The following is a 23,255-nucleotide window of genomic DNA, read 5'->3' as shown; positions in this document are numbered from 1 at the left end:
CAAATCAGGCGATCTGCGACCAATATTCCGTATGATAGCATCTTCCCCTGCCGAGACTCAGGCGGACCCGTCCTTTGCGACCACCCTGGCGCATGGGCTCGATGTACTGGCGGCGTTTCGCCGTCATCCCGGCTCGCTGTCGAACGCCGAACTCGCGTTGCATACCGGCCTGTCGCGGCCGACGGTGTCGCGGCTGACCTACACGCTCGAGCAGCTCGGTTATCTCAGGCGCGACACCAAGGGCCGCTTCGTGCTCGGGCTGGGTGCGCTCGCCGCCGCCTATCCTGTGTTGTCCGCGCTGAAGGTGCGTCAACTGGCACGTCCGCTGATGCGCGACTTCGCGACCTATGCCGGCGGCACGGTGTCGATCGCGATGCCGTTCGGCATCGACTTCATCTATGTCGAGACGCTGCGCACGACGGATACGGCGCCGCACGTGCCCGACGTCGGCTTTGTCAGCACGCTGGCGCCGACCGCGGTGGGACGCGCCCTGCTGTCGCTGTTCACCGAGGACGAGCTCGGCGCCTATGTCGCGCGCGTCAAGGCCGAGCGCCCCGACGAATTCGATTACGTGCAGAAGCGCACCTTGCCCGACATCGAATTGTGCCGCGAGCGCGGCTTTGCCGTCTCGCTCGGCGAATGGCGGCGCGAGATCTTCGGCGTCGCCGCCCCGCTCTATCGCACGCCGACCGGCGAGTGCCTGTCGGTCAATTGCGGCGTCCCCTCCTTCCGCTTCAGCGCCGAGCAGATCGAGCGCGAATGCGGCCCGCGCATCCTCGGACTAGCCCGCAGCATCCGCGCGCTGGTGGAGGAAGGCTAGCCCGAGAACCGGCGGCCGCCGCTTCACCTCGCCCCGCGTGCGGGGAGAGGTCGGAACGCATCGTTAGATGGGTTCCGGGTGAGGGGAGCCTCCGCAAACGCAACTATCACTGTATTCGCGGAAGCAGCCCCTCACCCCACCCTCTCCCCTGCGAAGAGCGGGGCGAGGGAGCCCAGCCCCTTCGCCACTCGACGCGACAATACCACGCTCTACTCATGCGATGCCGGCCCGCTGTCGCGATAGGCCCACAGGCATTCGCGCGGCAACGCGACCTGTGCCTCGACGCCGACCTGATGGCGCGCGGCGGTGCCGAGCTCGATCGCTTCCAGCCGTTTGCCGAACAGCTCGATGCCGTAGGCGGTCTGGGTGCCCTGATATCTGCGGTCGAGCACCTTTGCCGCGAACGTGTTGGCGCCGTCGGGCCGGCCGATCGCGATGTTCTCGGGCCGCAGCGCGATCCGCACTTTCTCGTCGGGCTTGAGCGCCTGGCACAGCGCGACCTCCCCCTGCCGGCCGTCACCGAAATCGACCACCCCATAGCGGCCATTGCATGTGACGAGCGTGCCCGCGAGCTCGTTGGTGGCGCCAGTGAAATTGGCGACGAACAGATCGGCCGGACGGTTGTAGATCACGTCGGGCGTGTCCATCTGCAGCAGCTTGCCGTCGCGCATCACCCCGATCCGGTCGCCGAGCACGACCGCCTCGGCCTGGTCATGGGTGACGTAGAGCGCGGTCATCCCGGTCTGCTTGAGGATGACGCGAAGGTCGTCGCGCAGCCGCAGACGCAGTTTGGCATCGAGGTTCGACAGCGGCTCGTCGAGCAGGAGGAGTTGCGGCCGGTACACCATGCTGCGCGCCAGCGCGACGCGCTGCATTTGGCCGCCCGACAGCGCCACCACCGGCCGGTCGGCATAGTCGGACAGTCCGACCAGCGCCAGCGCCTCCTCGACCATGCGGGCAGCATCGGAGCGCCCGATCTTGCGGTGCTTCAGCGGATAGATCACGTTCTGCCGCACCGTCATATGCGGCCACACCGCATAGGACTGGAACACCATGCCGAGATCGCGCGAACGCGGCGGCACGAGGATGCCGCTTGCCGGCGAGGAGACCACCCGCCCGGAAATGCTGATCTCGCCACCGGTCGGATGCTCGAGCCCGGCGACGCAGCGCAGCGTCGTGGTCTTGCCGCAGCCGGACGGCCCCAGCAGCACCACGATCTCGCCGGCCGGCACGCCAAAGCTGACGCCGTCGATGGCCGGGCGGCCGATCGAGAATTGCTTCCTGAGATCGGTGACTTCGAGCGTCGCCGTCATCGCTGCACCATCAGCCTATTGCCGGTAGCCAAACGTCTTGTCCCAGTCCGCGACCCACGCCGCGTGCAGCTTCACATACTCGTCGAACTTCGGATACCAGAGCTTGACCACCTTTGGATCGAACCCCTCCGGATATGCCGGCGGCGCCTTCAGGGATGTGAGATTGCCAAGCTCCTTGATCATGAAGGTCTGTCCTTCCTTGGACAGACACCAGTTCAGGAACAGCTTTGCTGCATTGGGATGGACCGCCGTCTTCGGAATGCCGGTCGCGTAGGGATTGACCGGAGCGCCTTCGGGCGGAAAGAAGATCTCGATCGGCGCGCCGTCCTTCTTCTTTTGGTAGATCACGTTGTAGAGCAGCGGCGCGATCGCGATCTCGCCGCGCACCAGCGCATCGGCCGTCGGCGCGCCGGAGGGATACAGCACCGGATGGGTCGCGGCCTGCTTTGCCCAATAGTCCTTGCCGAGCACCTGGCGCTCGAACATGATCCGCGTCCAGGTGGTGCCGCCGGACTGCGCGAACACCTGCCCGATCAATTTGTCATACTGCGGCTTGGTCAGGTCCATCCAGGATTTCGGCGGGTCCTTCACCAGCTCGGTGTTGTAGGCGATCGACCAGGCGATCGTCGCGCGCGGCCAGTATTTCGGCGAGATCAGCGCGTGCGGATCGTAATCGGCCGCGTTCGGCGGCGCGTAATCCTGGAACAGGTCTTCCAGCGGCTGCATCAGCGCGCGGTCGGAATGGTCGACGACGTCGGCGATCAGCTTGCCGGCCGCGGCCTCAGTCTTCACGCGGGTGATCAGCTGGCCGCCGGGCGCCCGGACCATCTCGACCTTGATCTCGGGAAAGCGCTTATTGAAGGCCTTGATGACCTGCTGCTCGATCTCGGCGAAGTTCGCGGTGTAGTAGACGAGCTTGCCTTCGGACTTGGCCGCCGCGATCAACTCCGCCGAGCCGAACTCCTGCGCCTGTGCCGCAGGCGCCAATGCAAGCGTCGCCACGCTTGCCAAGGCCAGTGTGGTGAAGGTTCGTCTATCCATCGCAATCCTCCCCTTATTCGTTGTTATCCGGTCCGCGCCACGTTGCCCTGCGCCGATCCGCGCGACAGCCAGTTGGCGCCGCCGATCAGGACACCGAGCAGCACGGTCTGCACCAGGCTGAAGGCCGCGGTCTTGCCGATATTGCCGCCCTCATAATAGTCGAGCAGCAGCACCGACATCACCATGGTGTTGCTGGTGTAGAGGAACAGCGACGAGCCGAGCTCGCGGATCGCCAGCACGAACAACAGCGTCATCGACGCCAGCACCCCCGGCCGCGCCAGCGGCAACACGATCGTCCTGATGGTGCCGAGCATGCCCTTGCCGCAGACCCAGGCGGCCTCCTCGAGTTCGCGGTGGATTTGCAGGAACGAGGTCGACAGCGCCTTCACGGTGTCCGGCATGAAGCGCGCAATGAAGGCCAGCGCGAGAATCCAGATCGTGCCGTAGAGCCCGCCCGGCACGCCGATCCAGGCCCAGAGATAGGCGACGCCGACCACCAGCCCGGGGATCGCGACCGGCAGCGTCGAGATCAGGTCGATGGCGCCGCGTCCACTGACGCGGGTGCGATGGATGGTGTAGCCGATCGCAAAGGCGAGCCCGCCGCCGACAACAGCCGTGATGACGCCGACCTCGACCGCATTGTAGATCGAGCGCATCGTCAACGGATTGTCGAAGATGCTCTCGAAATGCGTCAGCGAATATTGCCGCATGTCGAACAGGCTCGCGACGTCGCGGATGAACATGAACTTGCGGAACGCCGCGACGATCAGCGCCAGCGACGGCAGCACCACGACGATGAGGAGGTAGACGATCCCGATCGCGAAGGTGAGCCAGCGCCATGGGCCGAGATCGAGGCTGCGCGGCCGGAACGCCTTGCCCGCGACGGTGGTATAGCTGCGTCCGCTCAGCAATTTCTGCTGCAGATAGACCAGGAGCCCCGTGACCACCATCAGGATGATCGCGACCGCAGCCGCGGTGTTGTAGAGCGGCGGCGACCAGTTGGTGAGCTTGAAGATGTAAGTGGTGAGCACGTTCAGGTTGGTCGGCGCGCCGAGCACGGCGGGGATGCCGTAGATGCCGAGCATCACGATGAACGACAGCAGCATGCCCGAGACGATCGCCGGCATGATCAGCGGGAACGTCACCGTGAACAGGGTCGCGACCGGGCTCGCGCCGGAGATCTCCGCGGCCTCCTCCAGGCTCGGGTCCATGTTGCGCAGCGCCGACGAGGTGAACATGTAGACATATGGCGCGTAGTAGATGCCGAACACGAACACCAGGCCCCACATCGAATAGAGATCGACGCGCAGGTCGGAGCCCATCCACTTGAACATCGTATTGATCAAGCCGGTCTTCGGCGAACCGAGAATGGCCCAGGCCACCCCCGCGACCAGCGGCGGCGCGAACAGCGGCAGGATGCTGGCCGCGGCGATGAAGCCCTTGAACGGCGTGTTGGTGCGCACCACGATCCAGGAGAACAACAGCCCGATCGCGACCGCGATCACCGTGCCGCCGCCGCAGGCAATCAGCGTGTTGAGCAGCGCTTCGGCGACGTTCGGATTGGCCAGCACGGCGAGGAAATTTGCGATCGACAAATGGCTCAGGCTGAGACGGATGCCGTCGACCACCGGATTGGTGTCGGTGAGCGCGCCGAGCAGCAGCATGAAGACGGGATAGATGACCAGGAAGGTCAGGATCGCCAGCAATGCCGCGACCCAGAGGCCGGTGAACGCGCGGCGGCGAGTTCCCTCGCTGGCGCTTCGCATGGCTTCGCTGCGCCGGTCGGCCTGTCCGTGCAATGCGCGTTCCCTCTTGCGGCCCGATCTGACGCCGGGCCTGCTTGTATACCAAGGGTAGTCGATCGCGACTGTGACGCAAGCTATCCGAAAGTCGCTTCGGCGCGATTCTGTGACGCACCGCGGGAACACGAAATCGATTGATCGCGTTCGCACGCTGCTCCACCGCCGTCGTCCCGGCGACGGCCGGGACCCATACTCCGCGGCGGATGTCTTGAACGGGACTCGTCGTTCCAACACGCCCGATAAGCAGCATCGGTGGTTATGGGTCCCAGCCTGCGCCGGGACGACGATGCGGGTGGGGCGGAATTCGAGATGCCAAAACAGCCACTCGGTGTCATCACCCGCGCAAGCGAAAGCGGGTGATCCATCACTGACACCTCACTCCAAGGCATGGACGGCCTCCCGAATCGGACCAATCCAGCCAATGTTGATGTGTCAGCTATGTCTCCGAACACCCGTCAGTGATCTGTCCGGGCTGAACATCGAGCCGGGCGATGACAGATGTGGATGGGACGCAGTTGCGTCGCCACAGGCTGCCGGGACGCCGGCCCGGAACGATCCGGGCCGGCGTCGGCATCCTAGGCAAGGTAATTGCCTTCGAGCGCCGGCATGATGTCGAGCACTTCGAAATAGTGGTCCCAGAACCTCGTCTCGCGCAGGTGGTCGCAGAACCACGCCCAGGCCGAGAGGTCATCGGTCTCGCAGATCATGACGTCGGTCGCCCTGGTCGAGAAGGCCTCCGGCTCGAACCAGCGCACCTTCAGCTCCGGGCGACGCCGGAGCAAGGGAATGACCTCCTCGTGCAGGAAGGCGAGACGCTGCTCGGTCTTCAGATCGAGCCAGTGCCGCGTGGTCTTGACCATGACGAAGATATGAAACCTGTGCGGATCGTCCTCGTGCTCGGGAAGCACGGGAGACGAGGTCGTTTGCAGTGTCACCATTGATCGGTTCTCCTTTCACGGCCATAATGTGAGTAATTGCTCATATTTCACAACTCGCGTTTTGGGAGATGCCCCTCATGCCGGCGAAGCGGCGCATCAAGGCCCGGAAACAGCCGCTTCAGCAGCGTTCGCGGGAAACCGTGGCGGTGATTCTGGAAGCGGCGGCTCGCGTTTTGGAAGCGGGCGGGCTCGAGGGCTACAACACCAATGCGGTCGCCGAGCGCGGCGGGATCAGCGTCGGCTCGGTGTACCAGTACTTCCCGAACAAGGACGCGCTGACGCTGGCATTGATCGCCAGATTCGAGGACGCGCTGCTGGCGAAAGTACGGGATGCGGTCGCGGCATCCGAGGGCAAGAGCCTGACGGCATCGCTCAACCTGATCGTTCGGGCCCAGCTCGAGGCGCATGCCGAGCGGGCCGGGCTCAATCGCATTCTGGAGGCCGAGGAGGATCGCCTGCGCGCGGCGTCATCGGGCACGTCAGCGGCCGGCGAATTGAAGGAGTTGGTCGCCGCCCTGCTGGCGCGGCATCGTCGTGAGATCGCAAGGCCAGTCGATGATGACGCCATCGAGGACTTGATCGTGATCAGCCGCGCCATGGTCGACCATGCGCTTCAAAACGACCTCTCGCAGGCTGCGGCCAGCCGCCGGGTGCTGCGCGCCATCGAAGGATATCTGTTCGGTCCGCGGCGGGACTTCTGACGCTTCCGGCAAGGCCGCTTCGCATACGCATCATGCAATGGCGCGGCTGGGGAACGGGATGCCGGCGTAGTACATGGCGGCCCCGGAGACATTTTCAGGCATGCTCGAGAAGACCCCGACCACCGCGGCTGCGGCACCGATCACCGATGGTTTGCCTTGGGAGACCCGCCGCTGGGCGGTGGCCGCGATCTTCACGGCGCTGGCGATGGCCTCGCTCGATACCGCGATCGCCAATATCGCGCTGCCGGCGATCGCGAGCGATCTGCATGTCAGCCCTGCGGAAGTGGTCTGGGTCGTCAACGTCTATCAGATCGCGCTGGTCGCGACGCTGCTGCCGCTCGGCGCGCTCGGCGAGATCGTCGGCCACCAGCGAATCTATCTCGGCGGCCTGCTGCTGTTCACATTGGCGTCACTCGGCTGTGCCCTGGCGTGGTCGCTGCCAAGTCTGCTGGTTGCGCGCACCTTGCAGGGGCTCGGCGCCAGCGGCCTGATGAGCGTCAACACAGCGCTGGTGCGCTTCGTCTATCCGAGCCGGATGCACGGCCGCGGCTTCGGCCACAATGCGCTCGTGGTCGCGACCGCCTTCACGCTGGGGCCGACCATCGCCTCCGGAATCCTCGCGCTCGGCCCATGGCCCTGGCTGTTCGCCGTCAATATTCCGTTCGGCGTCGTCGCGTTGCTGATCGGCATGAAGACGCTGCCGACGACGCCGCGCGCCACCCACGCCTTCGATTTCGCCGGCGCGGCGCTGGCCTGCGCCTGTCTCGGCCTCTTCATCATCGGCATCGGCAGCGCCGCGCACAAGGCCGCGCCGGCGCTTGTCATCGCCGAGCTTGTCGTCGCCGTCCTGTTCGGATGGATCCTGACCCGGCGGCATGCCGACCATCCGGCGCCGATGCTGCCGATCGACCTGTTCCGGCGGCCGATCTTCGCGCTGTCCGCCGCGACCGCCGTCTGCTCGTTCGCTGTGCAGGGCCTCGCCTTCGTGTCGCTGCCGTTCTACTTCGAGGACATATTGCACCGCTCGCAGGTCGAGACCGGCTTCTTCATGACGCCCTGGCCGCTGGTGGTCGCCTTCATGGCGCCGATCGGCGGCCGGCTGTCGGACCGCTATCCGGCCGGCATCCTCGGCGGCATCGGCATGCTGCTGCTCGGACTTGGCATGGTGCTGCTCGCGACCCTGCCGACCGAGCCCAGCGTCGCCAACATCGTCTGGCGCACGATGATCTGCGGCATCGGCTTCGGTTTCTTCCAGACCCCGAACATGAAGGCGATCATGTCGAGCGCGCCGTCGCATCGCAGCGGCAGCGCCAGCGGCATCGTCGCGACCGCGCGGCTGACCGGGCAGACCACCGGCGCCGCCCTCGCCGCGCTCTGCTTCGCGCTGGCCGACCGCGAGGGCGCCACCGTGGCGCTGGCGCTGGGTGCCGGATTTGCCGCGCTCGGCAGCGTCATGAGCTTCCTGCGTTTGGCCGTAGCTTCACCGCAAAAGTCATGACAGGTATGCGGCGCGCACAGTCCGCGGCCAAACACCACAGCATCAACTTTCTTTCGCGCTGCGAGCGCATTTTCTTGATTTGAACCGTTCCAGTTTCAAGGCCAACATCGCGCTGCAGTCCGGTCGGAGGATCGGACCATTCAGGGGATCGCGATGGCAAACCTCAAAATTAACGGCAAGACAATCACTGTAGACGTCGAGGACGATACGCCACTGTTGTGGGCTATCAGAGAGAACGTCGGACTGACGGGGACCAAATACGGCTGCGGCATCGCCCAATGCGGCGCCTGCACCGTGCATATCGACGGCGTCGCGATGCGCTCCTGCGGCGTCACGGTGAGCGAAGCGGCCGGCAAGGAAATCACCACGATCGAGGGTCTCGCGGCGGGCGGCGTGATGCACAAGGTGCAGCTCGCCTGGATCGCCAGCGACGTGCCGCAATGCGGCTATTGCCAGAGCGGCATGATCATGGCCGTCGCGGCGCTCTTGAAGGACAATCCGAAGCCGACCGACGACGACATCAACGACGCCATCACCAATATCTGCCGCTGCGGCACCTTCCAGCAGGTGCGCGAGGCGATCCATGCTGCCGCGAACGCATAAGGACGCAGCGATGAACCAGCACGTCATGCCAAAACTGAATCGCCGCGCCTTTGTGATCGGCACCGCAACCGCCGGCGCCGGCCTCGCGCTCGGCCTCGACCTGCCGTTCGGCGGCCCCGCCGTGGTGCGCGCGGCCGACGGCGCGCCTGAAGTCAACGCCTGGGTCGTGATCCGGCCCGACGACACCGTGGTGATCCGCATCGCCCGCTCCGAAATGGGCCAGGGCACGCTCACCGGCCTCGCCCAGCTCGTCGCCGAAGAACTGGAATGCGACTGGTCGAAGGTCACGACAGAATATCCGACGCCCGGCCAGAGCGTCGCCCGCAAGCGCGCCTGGGGCGACTTCTCGACCGGTGGCAGCCGCGGCATCCGCACCTCGCAGGATTATGTCCGCAAGGGCGGCGCCACTGCGCGCGTTATGCTGATCCAGGCGGCAGCCAACGAGTGGAAGGTGCCGGCCTCGGAATGCAAGGCCGTCAACAGCGTCATCACCCACACGCCCTCGGGCAAGACGACGACCTACGGCAAGGTCGCGGAAGCCGCGGCCAGGCTCGAGCCGCCGGCCGACGTCAAGCTGAAGGACCCGAAGGACTGGACCATCGCCGGCAAGGGCCTGAAGCGGCTCGACACCGTCGACAAGACCACCGGCAAGATGGTCTACGGCATCGACATCAAGCTGCCGGGCATGCTGAACGCCGCGATCAAGGATTGCCCGGTGTTCGGCGGCAAGGTGAAGAGCTTTGACGAGGCCAAGGTCGCCGGCATGAAAGGCGTCAAGAAGGTGGTGCAGGTCGGCGACAGCGCGGTTGCCGTCGTCGCCGACACCTGGTGGCACGCCAAGACCGCGCTGGATGCGCTACCGATCGTCTGGGACGAAGGCCCCAACGCCAAGGTCTCCAGCGAGACGATCGCGACATGGCTCGCCGAAGGCCTCGACAATGCGCAGCCGGCCTACATTGGCAACCAGAATGGCGACGCCAAGGCGGCGATCGCCGGCGCTGCCAAGAAGGTCGAGGCGGTCTACAGCTATCCCTACCAGAACCACGCCACGATGGAGCCGATGAACGCCACCGTGCTCTATACGTCTGACAAATGCGAGGTCTGGTGCGGCACGCAGAATGGCGAGGCGGCGTTCGCGGCGGCGCTGGAGGCCTCCGGCCTGCCGGCGGAGAAGGTCGACGTGCACAAGCTGATGCTCGGCGGCGGCTTCGGCCGGCGCGGCATGACCGACTATGTGCGGCAGGCGGTGGCGATCGCCAAGCAGATGCCGGGCACGCCGATCAAGCTGCTGTGGTCGCGCGAAGAGGACATGCAGCACGGCAAGTATCACCCGATCACGCAGTGCAAGCTGACCGGTGCGTTCGATGCCGACAACAACCTGGTCGCGCTGCACTACCGGCTGTCGGGTCAATCCATCCTGTTCTCGGTGCGCCCGGAAGCGCTGCAGAACGGCATGGACCCCGCCGCGTTCCAGGGCGTCGCGCAAGCCGGCGAGGCCGCGATCGGCTATTCGGTGCCTAACCTGCTGGTCGAGCATTCGATGCGCAACCCGCACGTTCCACCGGGCTTCTGGCGCGGCGTCAACGTCAATCACAACGCGATCTACATGGAATGCTTCATGGACGAGCTGGCGCTGGCGGTCGGGCAGGACCCGCTCGAATTCCGCCGCAAGCTGATGGGCAAGCACCCCAAGCATCTCGCCGTGCTCAACGCCGTGGCCGAGAAGATCGGCTGGGGCACGCCGGCGCCGCAGGGCGTCTATCGCGGCATCGCGCAGGTAATGGGCTATGGCAGCTATGTTGCCGGCGCCGCCGAGATCTCGGTGACCGACGGCAGCAAGATCAAGGTGCATCGCATCGTCGCCTCCACCGATCCCGGCTATGTCGTCAACCCGGCGCAAGTCGAGCGGCAGATCGCGGGCTCCTTCGTCTACGGCCTCAGCGCGCTGTTCTACGGCGGCTGCACCGTGAAGGACGGCCGCATCGAGCAGACCAATTTCGACACCTACAACTCGATGCGCATCAACGAGATGCCGAAGGTGGAATCGGTGATGGTGCCGAGCGGCGGATTCTGGGGCGGCGTCGGCGAGCCGACCATCGGCGTTGCGGCGCCGGCGGTGCTCAACGCCTATTTCGCCGCGACGGGAAAGCGCATCCGCAGCTTCCCGCTGCGCAACCAGAACATCAGCTTCGCCTGATCAAACCGGAAGCGGCGGCCCCGACCGGCCGCCGCCTCCTTTTTTCGGATTCTCGTGCATGGCCGTCACGCGTCATCAGACGCGCAGGGATGTGATCCGTGGCGCCGCTGCCGTCGCAGCGGCCGCCTTGGCGCGTCCGGCGTTGGCGCAGGCGGCGCCGCGCATCGCGGTGATCGGCGGCGGCTTCGGCGGCGCGGCCTGCGCGCGGGCGCTGCGGCGGCTCGACACCAAGCTTCAGGTTACGCTGATCGAGCCGAACAGGACTTTCACCGCCTGCCCCTTCAGCAACGAGGTGATTGCAGGTCTGCGCGAGCTTGCCGCGCAGCAATTCACCTATGACAAGGTTGGGGCCGACGGCATCACGATTGCCGCACAGGCGGCGACGAAGGTCGACGCGCAGGCGCGCAGCATCGCGCTCGCTGATGGGACAACGCTGTCCTATGACCGGCTGGTGCTGGCCCCCGGCATCGACATGCGCTTCGACGCCCTCTCCGGCTATGACGAGGCAGCGGCCGAGAAGATGCCGCACGCCTGGAAGGCCGGCGAGCAAACCATGCTGTTGCGCAAGCAGCTTGAAGCCATGGACGATGGCGGCCTCGTCGTGATCGCAGTGCCGGCTGCGCCGCTGCGCTGTCCGCCCGCGCCTTACGAGCGCGCCAGCCTGATCGCGCATTATCTGAAGGCAAACAAGCCGAAGTCGAAGATCCTGGTGCTCGACGCCAAGGACAATTACTCGCAGCAGAAGCTGTTCGAGAAGGCCTGGACGGAGCTCTATCCCGGCATGATCGAACGGATCGCGCTGTCGCAGGGCGGACGGGTGACGTCGGTCGATCCGGCGACCAACGAGATTGTCACCGACTTCGGCAACTACACCGCCGCGGTCGCCAATGTGATCCCGCCGCAAAGGGCCGGCCGCATCGCTGACATCGCCGGCGCCGCCGACCACACCGGCTGGTGCCCGATCGATCCCGTCACATTTGCTTCAAAGCTCGTGCCCAACATCCACGTCATCGGTGATGCCGCGATCGCCGGCGGCATCCCGAAATCCGCCTCCGCGGCGGCAGCGCAAGGCCGCGCCTGCGCGGCCGCGATCGTGAGCGCGCTTGCCGGCAAGGCGCCGGAGACGCCGCGGCTGGATGGTGCCTGCTACAACACGGTCGCGCCGGGCTACGCCTTCTCGCTGAAGGGCATCTATCAGCCGAAGGAAGATCAGTACGCCGAAGCGGAGGTCACCACGAGCCCGGTCGATGCGCCGCGCGAGCTGCGCCAGCGCGAGGCCGATCAGGCGCTCGACTGGTTCAAGAGGATCACGGGAGATGCCTTTGGCTAGGCTCGCCCTCACAATGCTTCTCGCCGCGGGACTGTTCGCGGCCTGCTGGCCCGTCGGCGCCGAGGAGCTGCGGAATTACACCGTCGTGGGCGATGCGATTCCGGCCTCGCTGACGGGAACCAGGGGCGATGTGGCGCGCGGCCGCGCCCTGATCGTCGAGCGTTCCTCCACTTGCATCCTCTGTCACAGCGGCCCATTTCCCGAGCAGGCGTTCCAGGGCGACCTCGCGCCGAACCTTGCCGGAAGCGGCAGCCGCTGGTCGGAAGGACAGTTGCGGCTCCGCCTGGTCGATGCGTCGCATCTCAACGCGGCGACGATCATGCCGTCCTACTATCGGGTCGAAGGGCTCGTGCGGGTCGGTACCTCTTGGCGCGGCAAGCCGATCCTGTCGGCGGAGCAGATCGAGGATCTCGTGGCTTACTTGACGACACTGCGGAACTAGGACCAATCAATCGATGGCGAATTCGGACCACACCACACGCCGGACGTTTCTGAGCCTGACTGGCGGCGCCGCCGCGCTGGTGATCGTGCGCCCCGTGGACGCGACGCCGGCGATGCTGTCCGCCGCGATCCGCAATGTCGTCGGCGAGGCCGATGTGCACACCGGCAAGGTCAAGCTCGACATTCCGCCGCTGGTCGAGAACGGCAACACGGTGCCGATGACGGTCAGCGTCACCAGCCCGATGACGGCGGACGAGTATGTGAAGAGCATCCACGTCTTCAACGAGAAGAACCCGCAGCCGAACATCGGCAATTTCCATCTCGGGCCGCGCGCCGGGCGCGCCCAGGTGTCAACCCGCATCCGCCTCGCTGACAGCCAGAAGGTCACCGCCATCGCGCGGCTGTCCGACGACACGTTCTGGTCTGCAACCGCCGACGTCGTGGTGACGCTCGCTGCCTGCACCGAGGAGGCGATCTGATGCCGTCGGCCCTGATCAATGTCCCGGCCAAGGCCAAGCGCGGCAGCGTCATCGAGATCAAGACGCTGATGTCGCACATCATGGAGACCGGCTACCGCCACACGGCCTCGGGCAGCGTGGTGTCGCGCGACATCATCACGAGCTTCACTTGCCGCTTCAACGGCAAGGAAGTGTTCCGCGCCGATCTTTATCCTGCGATCGCGGCCAATCCGTTCATCACCTTCTTCACCACGGTGACCGAGAGCGGCAAGTTCGAATTCGAATGGATCGGCGACAAAGGGTTTTCGGAGACCGCGCAGGCTTCGATCACGGTCGAATGAGGATTGCGGTCTGCATCGCGCTGCTGACGGCGATGGCGGGCGCCGCGCTCGCGACCGAGATCCCGCGATCCGAACGCCGCTCCGGCTACAGCTTCATGAGCGCCGACAGCAAGGCGATGCAGGACGAGGACACCGCCAATCCCGGCATGCTGTCCGTGCTCGACGGCGAGGCCTTGTGGACGCGCAAGGCCGGTACCGCAAACAAGGCCTGCGCCGACTGCCACAACGACGCCCGCGTCAGCATGAATGGCGTCGCGGCGCACTATCCGGCCTTCGACAAGGCGCTAGGCAAGCCGGTCGACCTCGAGGGACGGATCAACCTCTGCCGGACCAACCACCAGCAGGCCTCGCCCTTCGCCTATGAAAGCCGTGAGCTGCTGGCGCTGACCGCCTATGTCGCACGGCAATCGCGCGGCATGCCGATTGTGGCCGACGACGATCCGGAGCTCGCGCCGTTCGTCGAACAGGGCCACGCGCTGTTCATGCAGCGGCAGGGCCAGCTCAATCTCGGCTGCACCAACTGCCACGATGATAACTGGGACAAGAAGCTCGCGGGCAGCGCGATCACGCAAGGGCAGCCGACCGGCTATCCGCTGTACCGGCTGGAATGGCAGGCGCTCGGATCGTTGCAGCGGCGGCTGCGCGCCTGCATCACCGGTATCCGCGCGCAGGCTTATGATTACGGCTCGCCCGAGCTGGTCGAGCTCGAGCTCTATCTGATGACGCGGGCGCGTGGCATGCCGGTCGAGACGCCGGCGGTCAGGCCTTGACTACACAGCTCCATCCGCGTCATTGCGAGGAGCGGAGCGACGAAGCAATTCATCCCTCCGCGCGCTGGGTAGCAATGGATTGCTTCGCTTTCGCTTGCAATGACGGCGAAATGTGCGGGCTTCAGCGCTCGGCGAACGCCTTCTCCACCACGAACTGCGCGGGCTCGCCGTGATTGCCCTCGACGAAGCCGCGGCCGTTCAGCAACGTGCGGGTGTCAGCGACCAGCGCCGGCGAGCCGCAGATCATGACGCGGTCATGCGCGGCATCGAGCGCCGGCAGGCCGATGTCGGTGAACAGCTTGCCCGAGGTGATGAGGTCGGTGATGCGGCCGCGGTTATGGAACGGATCGCGCGTCACGGTCGGGTAGTAGATCAGCTGGTCGCGCACCAATTCGCCGATCAGTTCGTCCTGCGGCAGCTTCTCGGTGATCATCTCGCCATAGGCGAGCTCCTTGACGCGGCGGCAGCCGTGCAGCAGCACGACCTTCTCGAACCGGTCGTAGGTCTCGGGATCCTTGATCACGCTGAGGAACGGCGCGAGGCCGGTGCCGGTGCCGACCAGATAGAGGTTGCGACCATCCTCGAGGTTGTCGATGACCAGCGTGCCGGTCGCCTTGCGGCTGACGATGATCTCGTCGCCTTCCTTGAGGTGCTGGAGGCGTGAGGTCAGCGGGCCGTCCGGAACCTTGATCGAGAAGAACTCCAGCGTGTCCTCGTAATTCGCGCTGGCGACGCTGTAGGCCCGCAGCAGCGGCTTCTCGCCGACCTTGAGCCCGATCATGGTGAACTCGCCGTTGCGGAAGCGGAACGACGGGTTGCGCGTGGTCTTGAAGGAGAACAGCGTGTCGGTCCAGTGGTGAACGCTGAGGACGCTTTCCTGGTTGAAATTGCTCATCGTCAGTTTCCTTGACGCGCGGGCCGGATTGGCGGCAAAATCATTTGTACACGATCGTTCGTACACAAATGAATAATCCAGCTTGATCCGGCCGTCAAGCCACGGGCACAATGGCCGGCGAAGGCGTTGAACCAAAAGGAAAAACCATGGCGCACGATGCACCCCAGGCGACCGGTCCGAGCAAGCTGGTGATCCGCAATATCGGGCTGATGCTGTCGGGGGCCCTGGAAAAGCCGATCCTGGATGCCGACACCATCGTCGCCGAGAACGGCAAGATCACTGCGATCGGCCGCCTCAAGGATGTCGACACCGAAGGCGCCACCACCATCGTCGATGCCAATGGCACGACGGTCGCGCCCGGCCTGATCGACAGCCACGTCCACCCCGTCGCCGGCGACTGGACGCCGCGGCAGAACCAGATCAACTGGATCGACAGCTATCTGCATGGCGGCGTCACCACCATGATCTCCGCCGGCGAAGTGCACATGCCCGGGCGGCCGCGCGACGTCGTCGGGTTGAAGGCGATGGCGATCTTCGCGCAACGCGCGTTCTGGACGCTGCGTCCGGGCGGCGTGAAGGTGCATGCCGGCGCGCCCGTGATCGAATGCGAGATGGTGGAGGACGACTTCAAGGAGATGGCCGCCGCCGGCGTCAAGCTGCTCGGCGAGGTCGGGCTCGGCGGCGTCAAGGACGGACCGACCGCGCGCAAAATGGTCGGCTGGGCGCGCAAATACGGCATTCAGAGCACGATCCACACCGGCGGCCCGTCGATCCCGGGCTCCGGCCTGATCGACAAGGACGTGGTGCTGGAGGCCGACACCGACGTGGTCGGTCATATCAATGGCGGCCACACCGCCCTGCCCGACGACCAGATCCGCTGCATCTGCGAGGGCTGCAAGCGCGGACTCGAGCTGGTGCATAACGGCAATGAGCGCTCGGCGCTGTTCACGCTGCGCACCGCGCGCGAGATGGGCGATTTGCACCGCGTCATCCTCGGCACCGACGCGCCCGCCGGCTCCGGCGTGCAGCCGCTCGGCATCTTGCGGATGGTCTCGCTGCTGTCCTCGCTCGGCGAGCTCCCGGTCGAGCTGGCGTTCTGCCTGGCGACCGGCAACACCGCGCGGATGCGCGAGCTCGATTGCGGCCTGATCGAGGTCGGCCGCTCGGCCGATTTCGTGCTGATGGACAAGGCACAGCATTCGCCGGGCAAGAACATCCTGGAGAGCGTTCAGCTCGGCGATCTCCCGGGCATCGGCATGACCATCATCGACGGCATCGTCCGCACCCAGCGCAGCCGCAACACGCCGCCCGCGGGCAAGGTGCCGGAGGTGGTGGCGAAGTGACGTGCACCAAAGCCGTTGCGCGGAGGTGACGGGGTGAACAGCGGTGCAACATATCCGGTGTCGCCCCGGCGAAGGCCGGGACGGCGCTGAGCGTTTGGTGCCACTCGTCAGTCATACATTCACTTGCTCTCAGGCTGATGTGCTGGATCGGTTGCTCAACCCCTTGAGCAGGCTGCCAGATCGCGCGCCCGGCGGCGCGCGGCTTTGCCGCGCCAGCGCCGTCACCGAACCTTGTTTTCAGCTGTCACCGTTGAGGTGTAGTCTGCCCGCAAGCGAACCTTAGCCGGCAGCACTCGCAAGAGGCATTTTTCGATCCGGATTTAAGTTCTTGCTGCTGCATGCCGCCGTGCCGTGTCGATCCACATCACACAATCAGGAGGCAGCCGATGACGATGAGGCCAGATCCTACGTTCCACGCCTCGCCGAAGCTCGCGATGGAAGCGCCGGCCGAGAGCTTTGCCTACACCGTGCTGCTCAGTCCGGATTTTTCAAAGCCGGACGCACTCGCGGTGATCGACGTCAAGCCCGGCTCTCCGACCTACAGCAAGATCGTCCACACGGTGACGATGCCCAACAAGGGCGACGAGTTCCACCATTTCGGCTGGAACGCCTGCTCGTCGGCGCTGTCCCCGCTGGCCGGACACGCCTTCCTCGAGCGTCGCTATCTCATCATCCCCGGCATGCGATCCTCCCGGATCTATATCGTCGACACCAAGCCGGACCCGACGCAAGCCAAGATCCACAAGATCATCGAGCCGGAGGAAATCTTCAAGAAGACCGGCTATTCGCGACCGCACACCATCCACTGCGGGCCGGAAGGCATCTATGTCAGCACGCTCGGCGGGAGCGGCAAGGACGGCACCGATGGCCCGCCCGGCATCTTCATCATGGACTGCGAGACATTCGAGGTGCTCGGCCGGTGGGAGATCGATCGTGGGCCGCAGACCAAGCATTATGACTTCTGGTGGAATCTGCCGCGCGACTACATGGTGAGCAGCGAGTGGGCCTTGCCGCCGCAGTTCGAGAACGGCATCGTGCCGGAAGACCTGCTGTCGAACAAATACGGCCATCGGCTGCATTTCTGGGACCTGCGCGCCCGACGCAATGTCCAGACCATCGACCTCGGCGCCAATCATCAGATGGCGCTGGAGGTGCGTCCGGCGCACGATCCGGTTCGCGAACACGGCTTCGTTGGCGTAGTGGTCGATACCACGAACCTCGAGGGTTCGATCTGGACCTGGTGGCGCGAGGGCGGCAAGTTTCACATCGAGAAGACGGTGACGATCCCGCCCGAGCCTGCATCGAAAGACCAGCTGCCGCCGTTGCTGCAGGGTTTCGGCGCCGCACCTCCGCTGGTGACCGATATCGACTTGTCGATGGATGACAAGTTTCTCTACGTCGCCTGCTGGGGCACCGGCGAGATGCGCCAATACGACGTCAGCGATCCGCGCAAGCCGAAGCTCGCCGGATCGGTCCGCATCGGCGGCATCGTTCATCGCGCGCCTCACCCGAACGGACAGGCCTTTGCCGGCGGGCCGCAGATGGTCGAGATCAGCCGCGATGGCAAGCGGGTGTACTGGACCAATTCGCTCTACTCGACCTGGGACGACCAGTTCTATCCGCAAGGCATTCCCGGCGCCGAGGTGATGGCGAATGCAAGCCCGGGCGGTGGGCTCGAACTGGCGAAGGACTACTGGGTCAGCTTCCCCGACGGCTACCGGGCGCACCAGATCCGGCTCGATGGCGGTGACTGCTCCACCGACTCCTTCTGCTATCCGTCGGTCTAGAGCGTTTTCGAGCGAAGTGGGTACCGGTTCGCGTGAAGAAAACGCGTCAAAACAAGAATCCAGAGCCCGTTCCGATTCGATCGGAACGGAAAGGGCCCTGACGTGAGCCCGGCCGACTGGACTCCGGCCTGGCTGTGGCTGGCGGTCATCGCGAGCGGCCTCTACCACGGGATCAACCCGGGCATGGGCTGGCCGCTCGCGGTTTCTGCGGGGTTAATGCAGAGGAGTTCGCGTGCGCTGGTGACCGCGCTTGGCCCGCTCGCGATCGGTCATTTGCTGGCGATGCTGCTGGTGATCCTTCCGTTCGCGCTCTTGATCACCCTCGTCGAATGGCAGCGCACGATCCGGATCGGCGCCAGCCTGCTCGTCATCCTGTTCGGCGTCTACCGGCTGATCGACCGACGCCATCCGCGCGCCCTGGCGCGGATACCGCCGACGCAACTCGCTTTGTGGTCGTTCGCCGTGGCGATCGCGCATGGCGCGGCGCTGATGCTGGTGCCGATCTATCTGGGGCTCTGCCGCGAGGCTGAAGCGGACCAAGGCCATGCGGCTGCCAACAGCCTGATCGATACCAGCCTCACGATGGCCGTACTGGTCTCGATCGTCCATGCCGGCGCGATGATCGCCGCCGGCGGATGCCTGGCGTGGCTGGTCTACCGCTATCTCGGCCTCAAATTCGTATCCCGGAGCTGGTTCAACCTGGACACGGTTTGGGCGCTCAGCCTCGTGCTGGTGGGTGTCGTTGCGCTGGTGCTTGGTCTTGCAACGTAGTCCGGACGCGGCACCCTGCCCGTAGGTAAGACGCTGGAGATCGCACGAAGCAGTAGCGGCGACCCGTCACCCTGAGGTGCACGCGCAAGCGTGCCTCGAAGGGTGAACGGCCCACGGCAGAAGTCGGGGCCGTCGACCCTTCGAGACGCCACGCTGCGCGCGGCTCCTCAGGGTGACGGGGATAGATAATGTCACCGCAGCCTGCCGAGCAGCGCGATCAGCGTCTCGCGCTCCTTGGCGTCCAGCGGCGCCAGCGTTTCCCTGGAGATCACCAGCGCATTGGGCGCGGCCTTGTCGGCCATTTGCTGGCCGGCGCGCGTCAGGCTCACCAGCAGGCGGCGGCCGTCGTCGGGATCGGGCGAGGTCTCGGTCAGGCCCCGCGCGGTCAGGCGATCGATCACGCCCTTGATGGTCGCAACGTCCATCGAGGTCAGCCGCCCAAGCTGGTTCTGCGAGCAGGCGCCGACCTCGGACAGCTTCGACAGCGCCGCCCACTGCGTCGGCGTCAGATTGATGCCGATCTCGCGGGCGAAGATCACGGCGTGGCGCTGCGACACCTGGCGCAGGATGAAGCCGATCTGCTCGTCCAGCACATATCCCGGCCTGGTCGCCTTCCCGTTTCGCTTCGGTGCCGCACTCCTTGCCATTGTCCACCCCGCCCTTACAGCGACAGATGCGCGTCACGGATATCCGGACGCGCATCGAGTTCCGCCATGGTGCCGCCAAAGCAGATCCGGCCGCGCTCGATGATGTAGGCGCGATCCGAGATCAGCCGGGCGAAATGCAGATTCTGCTCGGAGACGACGATGCTGACGCCCTCTTTCTTCATCGCCAGGATCGCATCGACCATCTGCTCGACGATTTTCGGCGACAGCCCCTCCGAGGGCTCATCGAGCAGCACCAGCGACGGATTGCCCATCAGCGTGCGCGCGATCGTCAGCATCTGCTGCTCGCCGCCGCTCATGCGTCCGCCGGGCCGGCCGCGCATCTCGCCGAGGTTCGGGAATAGCTTGAACAGTTTTTCGCGATCCCATTGCGGCGCGCCTGCCCGCTTCGGCTGACGGCCGACCTCAAGATTCTCCTCGACCGTCAAATCCGTGAAGATGCGCCGCTCCTCCGGGACATAGCCGAGCCCGCCCCGCACGATCGCATGCGTCGGCAAATCGGAGACGTCCCGGCCCTCGAACATCACGCGGCCGGAGCGGTTCTCGACCAGGCCGACGATGGAGCGGAACGTGGTCGATTTGCCGGCGCCGTTGCGCCCGAGCAAGGCGACCACCTCGCCCTCGCCGACCTCGAGTGCGATGTCGAACAGGATATGCGCCGGGCCGTAGAAGCTGTTGAGATCCTTTACCGTCAGCTTCATGCCGATGCTCCCTCGCGGTGCCGCGCATCGTAGACGAGGCCCTCGCCGAGATAGATCGCCCGCACCTGGGCATTGCCGCGCACCTCTTCGGGCGAGCCTTCGGCGATCAGGAGGCCGCGGTTCAGCACCAGGATGCGGTCGGCATGCTCGAACACCACGTCCATGTCGTGCTCGGTGAACAGCACGCCGATCGACTGCTCGCGCGCGATCCGCGCCGTCAGCCGCATCAGCTCGACGCGCTCGCGCGGCGCCATGCCGGCGGTCGGCTCGTCCATCAAGAGCAGCTTCGGCTGGTTGGCGAGCGCGATCGCAAGCTCGAGCCGCTTGACGTCGCCATAGGCGAGCTCGCCGCAGGGCCGCTCCGCATAGGCACCCATGCCGACCAGATCGAGCAGCCGCCCCGCCTCGTCGCGCGCGTGGCGGGCGGTCGAGGCCCACAGGTTGAACAATTGCCCGCCATGCGAGACCAGCGCGACCTGCACGTTTTCGCGTACCGTCATGGTGGGGAATGTCGCCGCGATCTGGAAGGTGCGGCCGACGCCCATGCGCCAGATCACGCGCGGCTTCTTGCCGGTGGTCTCCGCGCCCAGCACGCGGATGCGGCCGCTATCGGGAATGTTCTGGCCGTTGAGCATGTCGAAGCAGGTGCTCTTGCCTGCGCCGTTCGGCCCGATCAGCGCCAAAATCTCGCCGGCGCGCAGTTCGAAGGAGACGCCGCGCACGGCATGCACGCCGCCATAGGATTTGGTCAGCCCCTCAACCGACAGCAATGTGGGAACCATGCTCATTCGGCGCTCTCGATGCGGGAGGTCAGCAAGGGCGACACCGACGACGAGGATTTGCGCCGGCGATGCATGAAGGCTTCCAGCGTGCCGACGATGCCCTTCGGGAACGCGACCACGATCAACACGACGAACGCGCCGAGCACGAGTTTTGACCAATCGGTCTGGCTGACCAGCCAGATGTTGAGCGCCTTGTAGACGATGGCGCCGACCACCGCGCCCGACACCGTCTCGACACCGCCGAGCAGCACCATGACCAGCGCATCGACCGACAGCGAGATGCCCATATTGTCGGGGAACACGCTGCCCTTGAGATAGGCGAACAGCGCGCCGGCAAGGCCGGCGACCGTGCCCGCGATCACGAAGGCGGTCCACTGGATGCGCTTGCCGTCGATGCCGATGGCTTCGCTGCGCAGCGGCGAATCGCGCGTCGCGCGCAGCGCAAAGCCGAACGGCGAGAACACGATGATGCGGAGGGTCACCACCGCGAGCGCAGCGATGCCGAGCGACAGCCAGTAGAAATGCGACGGGCTCGCCGCCCATTTTTCCGGCCAGACCCCGAGGATGCCGTTGTCGCCGCCGGTGACCGATACCCACTGGAACGCGATCGACCAGACGATCTGGGCAAAGGCCAGGGTCAGCATCGCGAAATAGACCCCGGCGAGCTGCACCGCGAAGAAGCCGAACACGGCCGCACCCAAGAGCCCGAGCAGCGGTCCGAGCAGCAGGCAGGCGATCATCGGCAGGCCGGCCATCTTGGCAAGCAGCGCCACGCCGTAGGCGCCGAGCCCGAAATAGGCCGCATGGCCGAACGAGGCGAGCCCGCCGACCGACATCAGGAAATGCAGGCTGACCGCGAAGATCACGAAGATCGCGATCTCCGAGCCGACCGTGAGCAGGTAATTGCCGGCGACGAACGGCAGCGCGGCGGCGAGCACGAGCACCGCAATCGCGGCGAACCGCTCGTTCATCGTCAGCGGCCGCCACGGATTGACGGTGAGACCAGGCGTGCGCCGTGCCGGCGCCTCCGGCTTGCCGAACAGCCCCCACGGCCGGACGATCAGCACCACCGCCATCACCAGGAACACCAGGATGATGGAGATCTTCGGGAAGATCAGGATGCCGAAGGCGTTGAGCTCCGAGACCAGCACCGCCGCGACGAAGGCGCCGATGATGCTGCCGAGGCCGCCGATCACGACCACGACGAAGACCTCGACGATGACGCGCAAATCCATCGCGTGATTGACCGCATCGCGCGGAATCTGCAGCGCGCCGCCGAGCGCGGCGAGGAAGACGCCGAGCGCGAACACGCTGGTGAACAGCCATTTCTGATTGACGCCGAGCGCCGCGACCATGTCGCGGTCCTGCGTCGCCGCGCGCACCAGCACACCCCAGCGGGTGCGCTGGAACAACAGCCAGAGCACGCCGAGCACGACCGGCCCGAGCACGATCAGGAACAGGTCGTAGCTCGGTATATTCTGGCCGAAGAAATCGATCGCGCCCTTGAAGCCGGGCGCGCGGCGGCCGACCAGATCGTCCGGCCCCCAGATCAGCACCACGAGATCCTCGACCATCAGCGTCAGGCCGAAGGTGGCGAGCAACTGGAACAGCTCCGGCGAATGATAGATCCGGCGCAGCAGCACCATCTCGACCAGCACGCCGATCGCAGCAACCGCCAGCGCCGCGACGACGATGCTGCCCCAGAAGCCGAGCGCGCCGGAAAAGCGCTCGGTCAGCGTGAAGGCGACATAAGCGCCGAGCATGTAGAACGCGCCATGTGCGAAATTCACGATCCGCGTCACGCCGAAGATGATCGACAGACCCGAAGCGACCAGGAACAGCGACGCCGCGCTGGCAAGACCGGTCAGGAACTGGACGACATAGAAGGCCATGGGCGGTCCGCGTTGGAGTTTCCGTTCACCTCGCCCCGCCTGCGGGGAGAGGTCGAATTCAAGCGCCAGCTTGAATTCGGGTGAGGGGGACTCTCCGCGCGCTCGTTCGCGGAAATAGCCCCTCACCCCACCCCTCTCCCCGTAAGAACGGGGAGAGGGAGAAGTT

At 65.5% G+C, this 23,255-nt stretch carries 22 protein-coding genes; 13 read left to right on the top strand and 9 right to left on the bottom strand.

What is annotated here, in order from left to right:
- The first annotated feature begins 31 nt into the window (after positions 1-31).
- On the top strand, positions 32-820 hold the full coding sequence (locus ACVI1L_RS26295) for an IclR family transcriptional regulator (RefSeq protein ID WP_057017541.1): 789 nt from the start codon (positions 32-34) through the stop codon (positions 818-820).
- 209 nt (positions 821-1,029) lie between these two features.
- Here the strand turns inward: ACVI1L_RS26295 and ACVI1L_RS26290 are convergent, their stop codons facing one another.
- The 4 genes from ACVI1L_RS26290 to ACVI1L_RS26275 form a co-directional block, all read right to left on the bottom strand.
- Positions 1,030-2,133 carry an ABC transporter ATP-binding protein gene (locus ACVI1L_RS26290; RefSeq protein WP_456784254.1) on the bottom strand — a complete coding sequence of 368 codons (1,104 nt, stop codon included), beginning with the start codon at positions 2,131-2,133 and terminating at the stop codon, positions 1,030-1,032.
- Between the two features lie 15 nt (positions 2,134-2,148).
- Positions 2,149-3,174 carry an ABC transporter substrate-binding protein gene (locus ACVI1L_RS26285; protein ID WP_456784253.1) on the bottom strand — a complete coding sequence of 342 codons (1,026 nt, stop codon included), beginning with the start codon at positions 3,172-3,174 and terminating at the stop codon, positions 2,149-2,151.
- A gap of 23 nt (positions 3,175-3,197) precedes the next feature.
- Complete coding sequence (locus tag ACVI1L_RS26280; RefSeq protein WP_057017578.1) at positions 3,198-4,940, bottom strand: ABC transporter permease; 1,743 nt, start codon at positions 4,938-4,940, stop codon at positions 3,198-3,200.
- 611 nt (positions 4,941-5,551) lie between these two features.
- Positions 5,552-5,914, bottom strand: coding sequence for a darcynin family protein (locus ACVI1L_RS26275; RefSeq protein WP_016846500.1), 363 nt, complete (start codon positions 5,912-5,914; stop codon positions 5,552-5,554).
- A 77-nt stretch (positions 5,915-5,991) separates the two neighbouring features.
- On the opposite strand from ACVI1L_RS26275, the gene ACVI1L_RS26270 reads away from it, so the two are divergent.
- From ACVI1L_RS26270 to soxA, 9 genes are all read left to right on the top strand, one after another.
- Positions 5,992-6,615 (top strand): TetR/AcrR family transcriptional regulator, encoded by a 624-nt coding sequence (locus ACVI1L_RS26270; protein WP_253624113.1) that lies wholly within the window; start codon positions 5,992-5,994, stop codon positions 6,613-6,615.
- A 100-nt stretch (positions 6,616-6,715) separates the two neighbouring features.
- Complete coding sequence (locus ACVI1L_RS26265; protein ID WP_456784252.1) at positions 6,716-8,113, top strand: MFS transporter; 1,398 nt, start codon at positions 6,716-6,718, stop codon at positions 8,111-8,113.
- 153 nt (positions 8,114-8,266) lie between these two features.
- Complete coding sequence (locus tag ACVI1L_RS26260) at positions 8,267-8,716, top strand: (2Fe-2S)-binding protein (protein WP_016846497.1); 450 nt, start codon at positions 8,267-8,269, stop codon at positions 8,714-8,716.
- A gap of 10 nt (positions 8,717-8,726) precedes the next feature.
- Complete coding sequence (locus ACVI1L_RS26255) at positions 8,727-10,913, top strand: molybdopterin cofactor-binding domain-containing protein (protein WP_456784251.1); 2,187 nt, start codon at positions 8,727-8,729, stop codon at positions 10,911-10,913.
- Positions 10,914-10,971: 58 nt separating this feature from the next.
- On the top strand, positions 10,972-12,243 hold the full coding sequence (locus ACVI1L_RS26250; protein WP_253587485.1) for an NAD(P)/FAD-dependent oxidoreductase: 1,272 nt from the start codon (positions 10,972-10,974) through the stop codon (positions 12,241-12,243).
- A gap of 13 nt (positions 12,244-12,256) precedes the next feature.
- The gene (gene soxX, locus ACVI1L_RS26245; protein WP_168857914.1) at positions 12,257-12,685 is read left to right on the top strand and encodes a sulfur oxidation c-type cytochrome SoxX; all 429 of its coding nucleotides are present in this window, start codon (positions 12,257-12,259) and stop codon (positions 12,683-12,685) included.
- 13 nt (positions 12,686-12,698) lie between these two features.
- On the top strand, positions 12,699-13,163 hold the full coding sequence (locus tag ACVI1L_RS26240; RefSeq protein ID WP_076827069.1) for a SoxY-related AACIE arm protein: 465 nt from the start codon (positions 12,699-12,701) through the stop codon (positions 13,161-13,163).
- Positions 13,163-13,483, top strand: coding sequence for a thiosulfate oxidation carrier complex protein SoxZ (gene soxZ, locus ACVI1L_RS26235; protein WP_168857889.1), 321 nt, complete (start codon positions 13,163-13,165; stop codon positions 13,481-13,483). The genes ACVI1L_RS26240 and soxZ overlap by 1 nt, the downstream gene beginning before the upstream one ends.
- Positions 13,480-14,253 (top strand): sulfur oxidation c-type cytochrome SoxA, encoded by a 774-nt coding sequence (soxA, locus tag ACVI1L_RS26230; RefSeq protein ID WP_253624118.1) that lies wholly within the window; start codon positions 13,480-13,482, stop codon positions 14,251-14,253. Before soxZ ends, soxA begins: the two co-directional genes overlap by 4 nt.
- 121 nt (positions 14,254-14,374) lie before the next feature.
- On the opposite strand, the gene ACVI1L_RS26225 is transcribed toward soxA, so the two are convergent.
- Entirely contained in the window at positions 14,375-15,148 is a 774-nt protein-coding gene (locus tag ACVI1L_RS26225) for a ferredoxin--NADP reductase (protein WP_141341369.1), read from the bottom strand.
- A gap of 146 nt (positions 15,149-15,294) precedes the next feature.
- Between ACVI1L_RS26225 and ACVI1L_RS26220 the strand changes: the two genes are divergently transcribed.
- From ACVI1L_RS26220 to ACVI1L_RS26210, 3 genes are all read left to right on the top strand, one after another.
- Positions 15,295-16,491, top strand: a complete 1,197-nt coding sequence (locus ACVI1L_RS26220) for an amidohydrolase family protein (protein ID WP_456784250.1) — start codon at positions 15,295-15,297, stop codon at positions 16,489-16,491.
- Between the two features lie 386 nt (positions 16,492-16,877).
- Positions 16,878-18,278 (top strand): selenium-binding family protein, encoded by a 1,401-nt coding sequence (locus ACVI1L_RS26215; protein ID WP_229192289.1) that lies wholly within the window; start codon positions 16,878-16,880, stop codon positions 18,276-18,278.
- Positions 18,279-18,380: 102 nt separating this feature from the next.
- On the top strand, positions 18,381-19,049 hold the full coding sequence (locus ACVI1L_RS26210; RefSeq protein WP_456784249.1) for a hypothetical protein: 669 nt from the start codon (positions 18,381-18,383) through the stop codon (positions 19,047-19,049).
- A gap of 191 nt (positions 19,050-19,240) precedes the next feature.
- On the opposite strand, the gene ACVI1L_RS26205 is transcribed toward ACVI1L_RS26210, so the two are convergent.
- The 4 genes from ACVI1L_RS26205 to ACVI1L_RS26190 are packed head-to-tail and all read right to left on the bottom strand — an operon-like array spanning position 19,241 to position 23,089.
- The gene (locus tag ACVI1L_RS26205; RefSeq protein ID WP_229192287.1) at positions 19,241-19,696 is read right to left on the bottom strand and encodes a MarR family winged helix-turn-helix transcriptional regulator; all 456 of its coding nucleotides are present in this window, start codon (positions 19,694-19,696) and stop codon (positions 19,241-19,243) included.
- A 14-nt stretch (positions 19,697-19,710) separates the two neighbouring features.
- Positions 19,711-20,415: an ABC transporter ATP-binding protein gene (locus ACVI1L_RS26200; RefSeq protein WP_038383941.1), complete on the bottom strand. Its 705-nt coding sequence runs from the start codon at positions 20,413-20,415 to the stop codon at positions 19,711-19,713.
- A complete protein-coding gene (locus tag ACVI1L_RS26195) occupies positions 20,412-21,203 on the bottom strand; it encodes an ABC transporter ATP-binding protein (protein WP_456781298.1) in 792 nt (263 codons plus the stop codon). The genes ACVI1L_RS26200 and ACVI1L_RS26195 overlap by 4 nt, the downstream gene beginning before the upstream one ends.
- Entirely contained in the window at positions 21,200-23,089 is a 1,890-nt protein-coding gene (locus tag ACVI1L_RS26190; RefSeq protein WP_456784248.1) for an ABC transporter permease, read from the bottom strand. The genes ACVI1L_RS26195 and ACVI1L_RS26190 overlap by 4 nt, the downstream gene beginning before the upstream one ends.
- Positions 23,090-23,255: the final 166 nt, after the last annotated feature.

It is taken from the genome of Bradyrhizobium sp. USDA 4516 (genome assembly GCF_054055915.1).
The sequence above is the reverse complement of the archived record's forward strand: the minus strand, read 5'-3'. Positions and strand labels throughout refer to the sequence as shown.

Excerpts from the sequence above, each read along its gene's own strand:
- ACVI1L_RS26220 (WP_456784250.1), top strand. The coding sequence starts at position 15,295 with ATGGCGCACGATGCACCCCAGGCGACCGGTCCGAGCAAGCTGGTGATC.
- ACVI1L_RS26255 (WP_456784251.1), top strand. The coding sequence starts at position 8,727 with ATGAACCAGCACGTCATGCCAAAACTGAATCGCCGCGCCTTTGTGATC.
- ACVI1L_RS26270 (WP_253624113.1), top strand. The coding sequence starts at position 5,992 with ATGCCGGCGAAGCGGCGCATCAAGGCCCGGAAACAGCCGCTTCAGCAG.
- soxX (WP_168857914.1), top strand. The coding sequence starts at position 12,257 with ATGCTTCTCGCCGCGGGACTGTTCGCGGCCTGCTGGCCCGTCGGCGCC.
- ACVI1L_RS26265 (WP_456784252.1), top strand. The coding sequence starts at position 6,716 with ATGCTCGAGAAGACCCCGACCACCGCGGCTGCGGCACCGATCACCGAT.
- ACVI1L_RS26275 (WP_016846500.1), bottom strand. The coding sequence starts at position 5,914 with ATGGTGACACTGCAAACGACCTCGTCTCCCGTGCTTCCCGAGCACGAG.
- ACVI1L_RS26200 (WP_038383941.1), bottom strand. The coding sequence starts at position 20,415 with ATGAAGCTGACGGTAAAGGATCTCAACAGCTTCTACGGCCCGGCGCAT.
- ACVI1L_RS26205 (WP_229192287.1), bottom strand. The coding sequence starts at position 19,696 with ATGGCAAGGAGTGCGGCACCGAAGCGAAACGGGAAGGCGACCAGGCCG.
- ACVI1L_RS26290 (WP_456784254.1), bottom strand. The coding sequence starts at position 2,133 with ATGACGGCGACGCTCGAAGTCACCGATCTCAGGAAGCAATTCTCGATC.
- ACVI1L_RS26225 (WP_141341369.1), bottom strand. The coding sequence starts at position 15,148 with ATGAGCAATTTCAACCAGGAAAGCGTCCTCAGCGTTCACCACTGGACC.
- ACVI1L_RS26280 (WP_057017578.1), bottom strand. The coding sequence starts at position 4,940 with ATGCGAAGCGCCAGCGAGGGAACTCGCCGCCGCGCGTTCACCGGCCTC.
- ACVI1L_RS26190 (WP_456784248.1), bottom strand. The coding sequence starts at position 23,089 with ATGGCCTTCTATGTCGTCCAGTTCCTGACCGGTCTTGCCAGCGCGGCG.
- soxZ (WP_168857889.1), top strand. The coding sequence starts at position 13,163 with ATGCCGTCGGCCCTGATCAATGTCCCGGCCAAGGCCAAGCGCGGCAGC.
- ACVI1L_RS26295 (WP_057017541.1), top strand. The coding sequence starts at position 32 with ATGATAGCATCTTCCCCTGCCGAGACTCAGGCGGACCCGTCCTTTGCG.
- ACVI1L_RS26195 (WP_456781298.1), bottom strand. The coding sequence starts at position 21,203 with ATGAGCATGGTTCCCACATTGCTGTCGGTTGAGGGGCTGACCAAATCC.
- ACVI1L_RS26260 (WP_016846497.1), top strand. The coding sequence starts at position 8,267 with ATGGCAAACCTCAAAATTAACGGCAAGACAATCACTGTAGACGTCGAG.
- ACVI1L_RS26250 (WP_253587485.1), top strand. The coding sequence starts at position 10,972 with ATGGCCGTCACGCGTCATCAGACGCGCAGGGATGTGATCCGTGGCGCC.
- soxA (WP_253624118.1), top strand. The coding sequence starts at position 13,480 with ATGAGGATTGCGGTCTGCATCGCGCTGCTGACGGCGATGGCGGGCGCC.
- ACVI1L_RS26215 (WP_229192289.1), top strand. The coding sequence starts at position 16,878 with ATGACGATGAGGCCAGATCCTACGTTCCACGCCTCGCCGAAGCTCGCG.
- ACVI1L_RS26240 (WP_076827069.1), top strand. The coding sequence starts at position 12,699 with ATGGCGAATTCGGACCACACCACACGCCGGACGTTTCTGAGCCTGACT.
- ACVI1L_RS26285 (WP_456784253.1), bottom strand. The coding sequence starts at position 3,174 with ATGGATAGACGAACCTTCACCACACTGGCCTTGGCAAGCGTGGCGACG.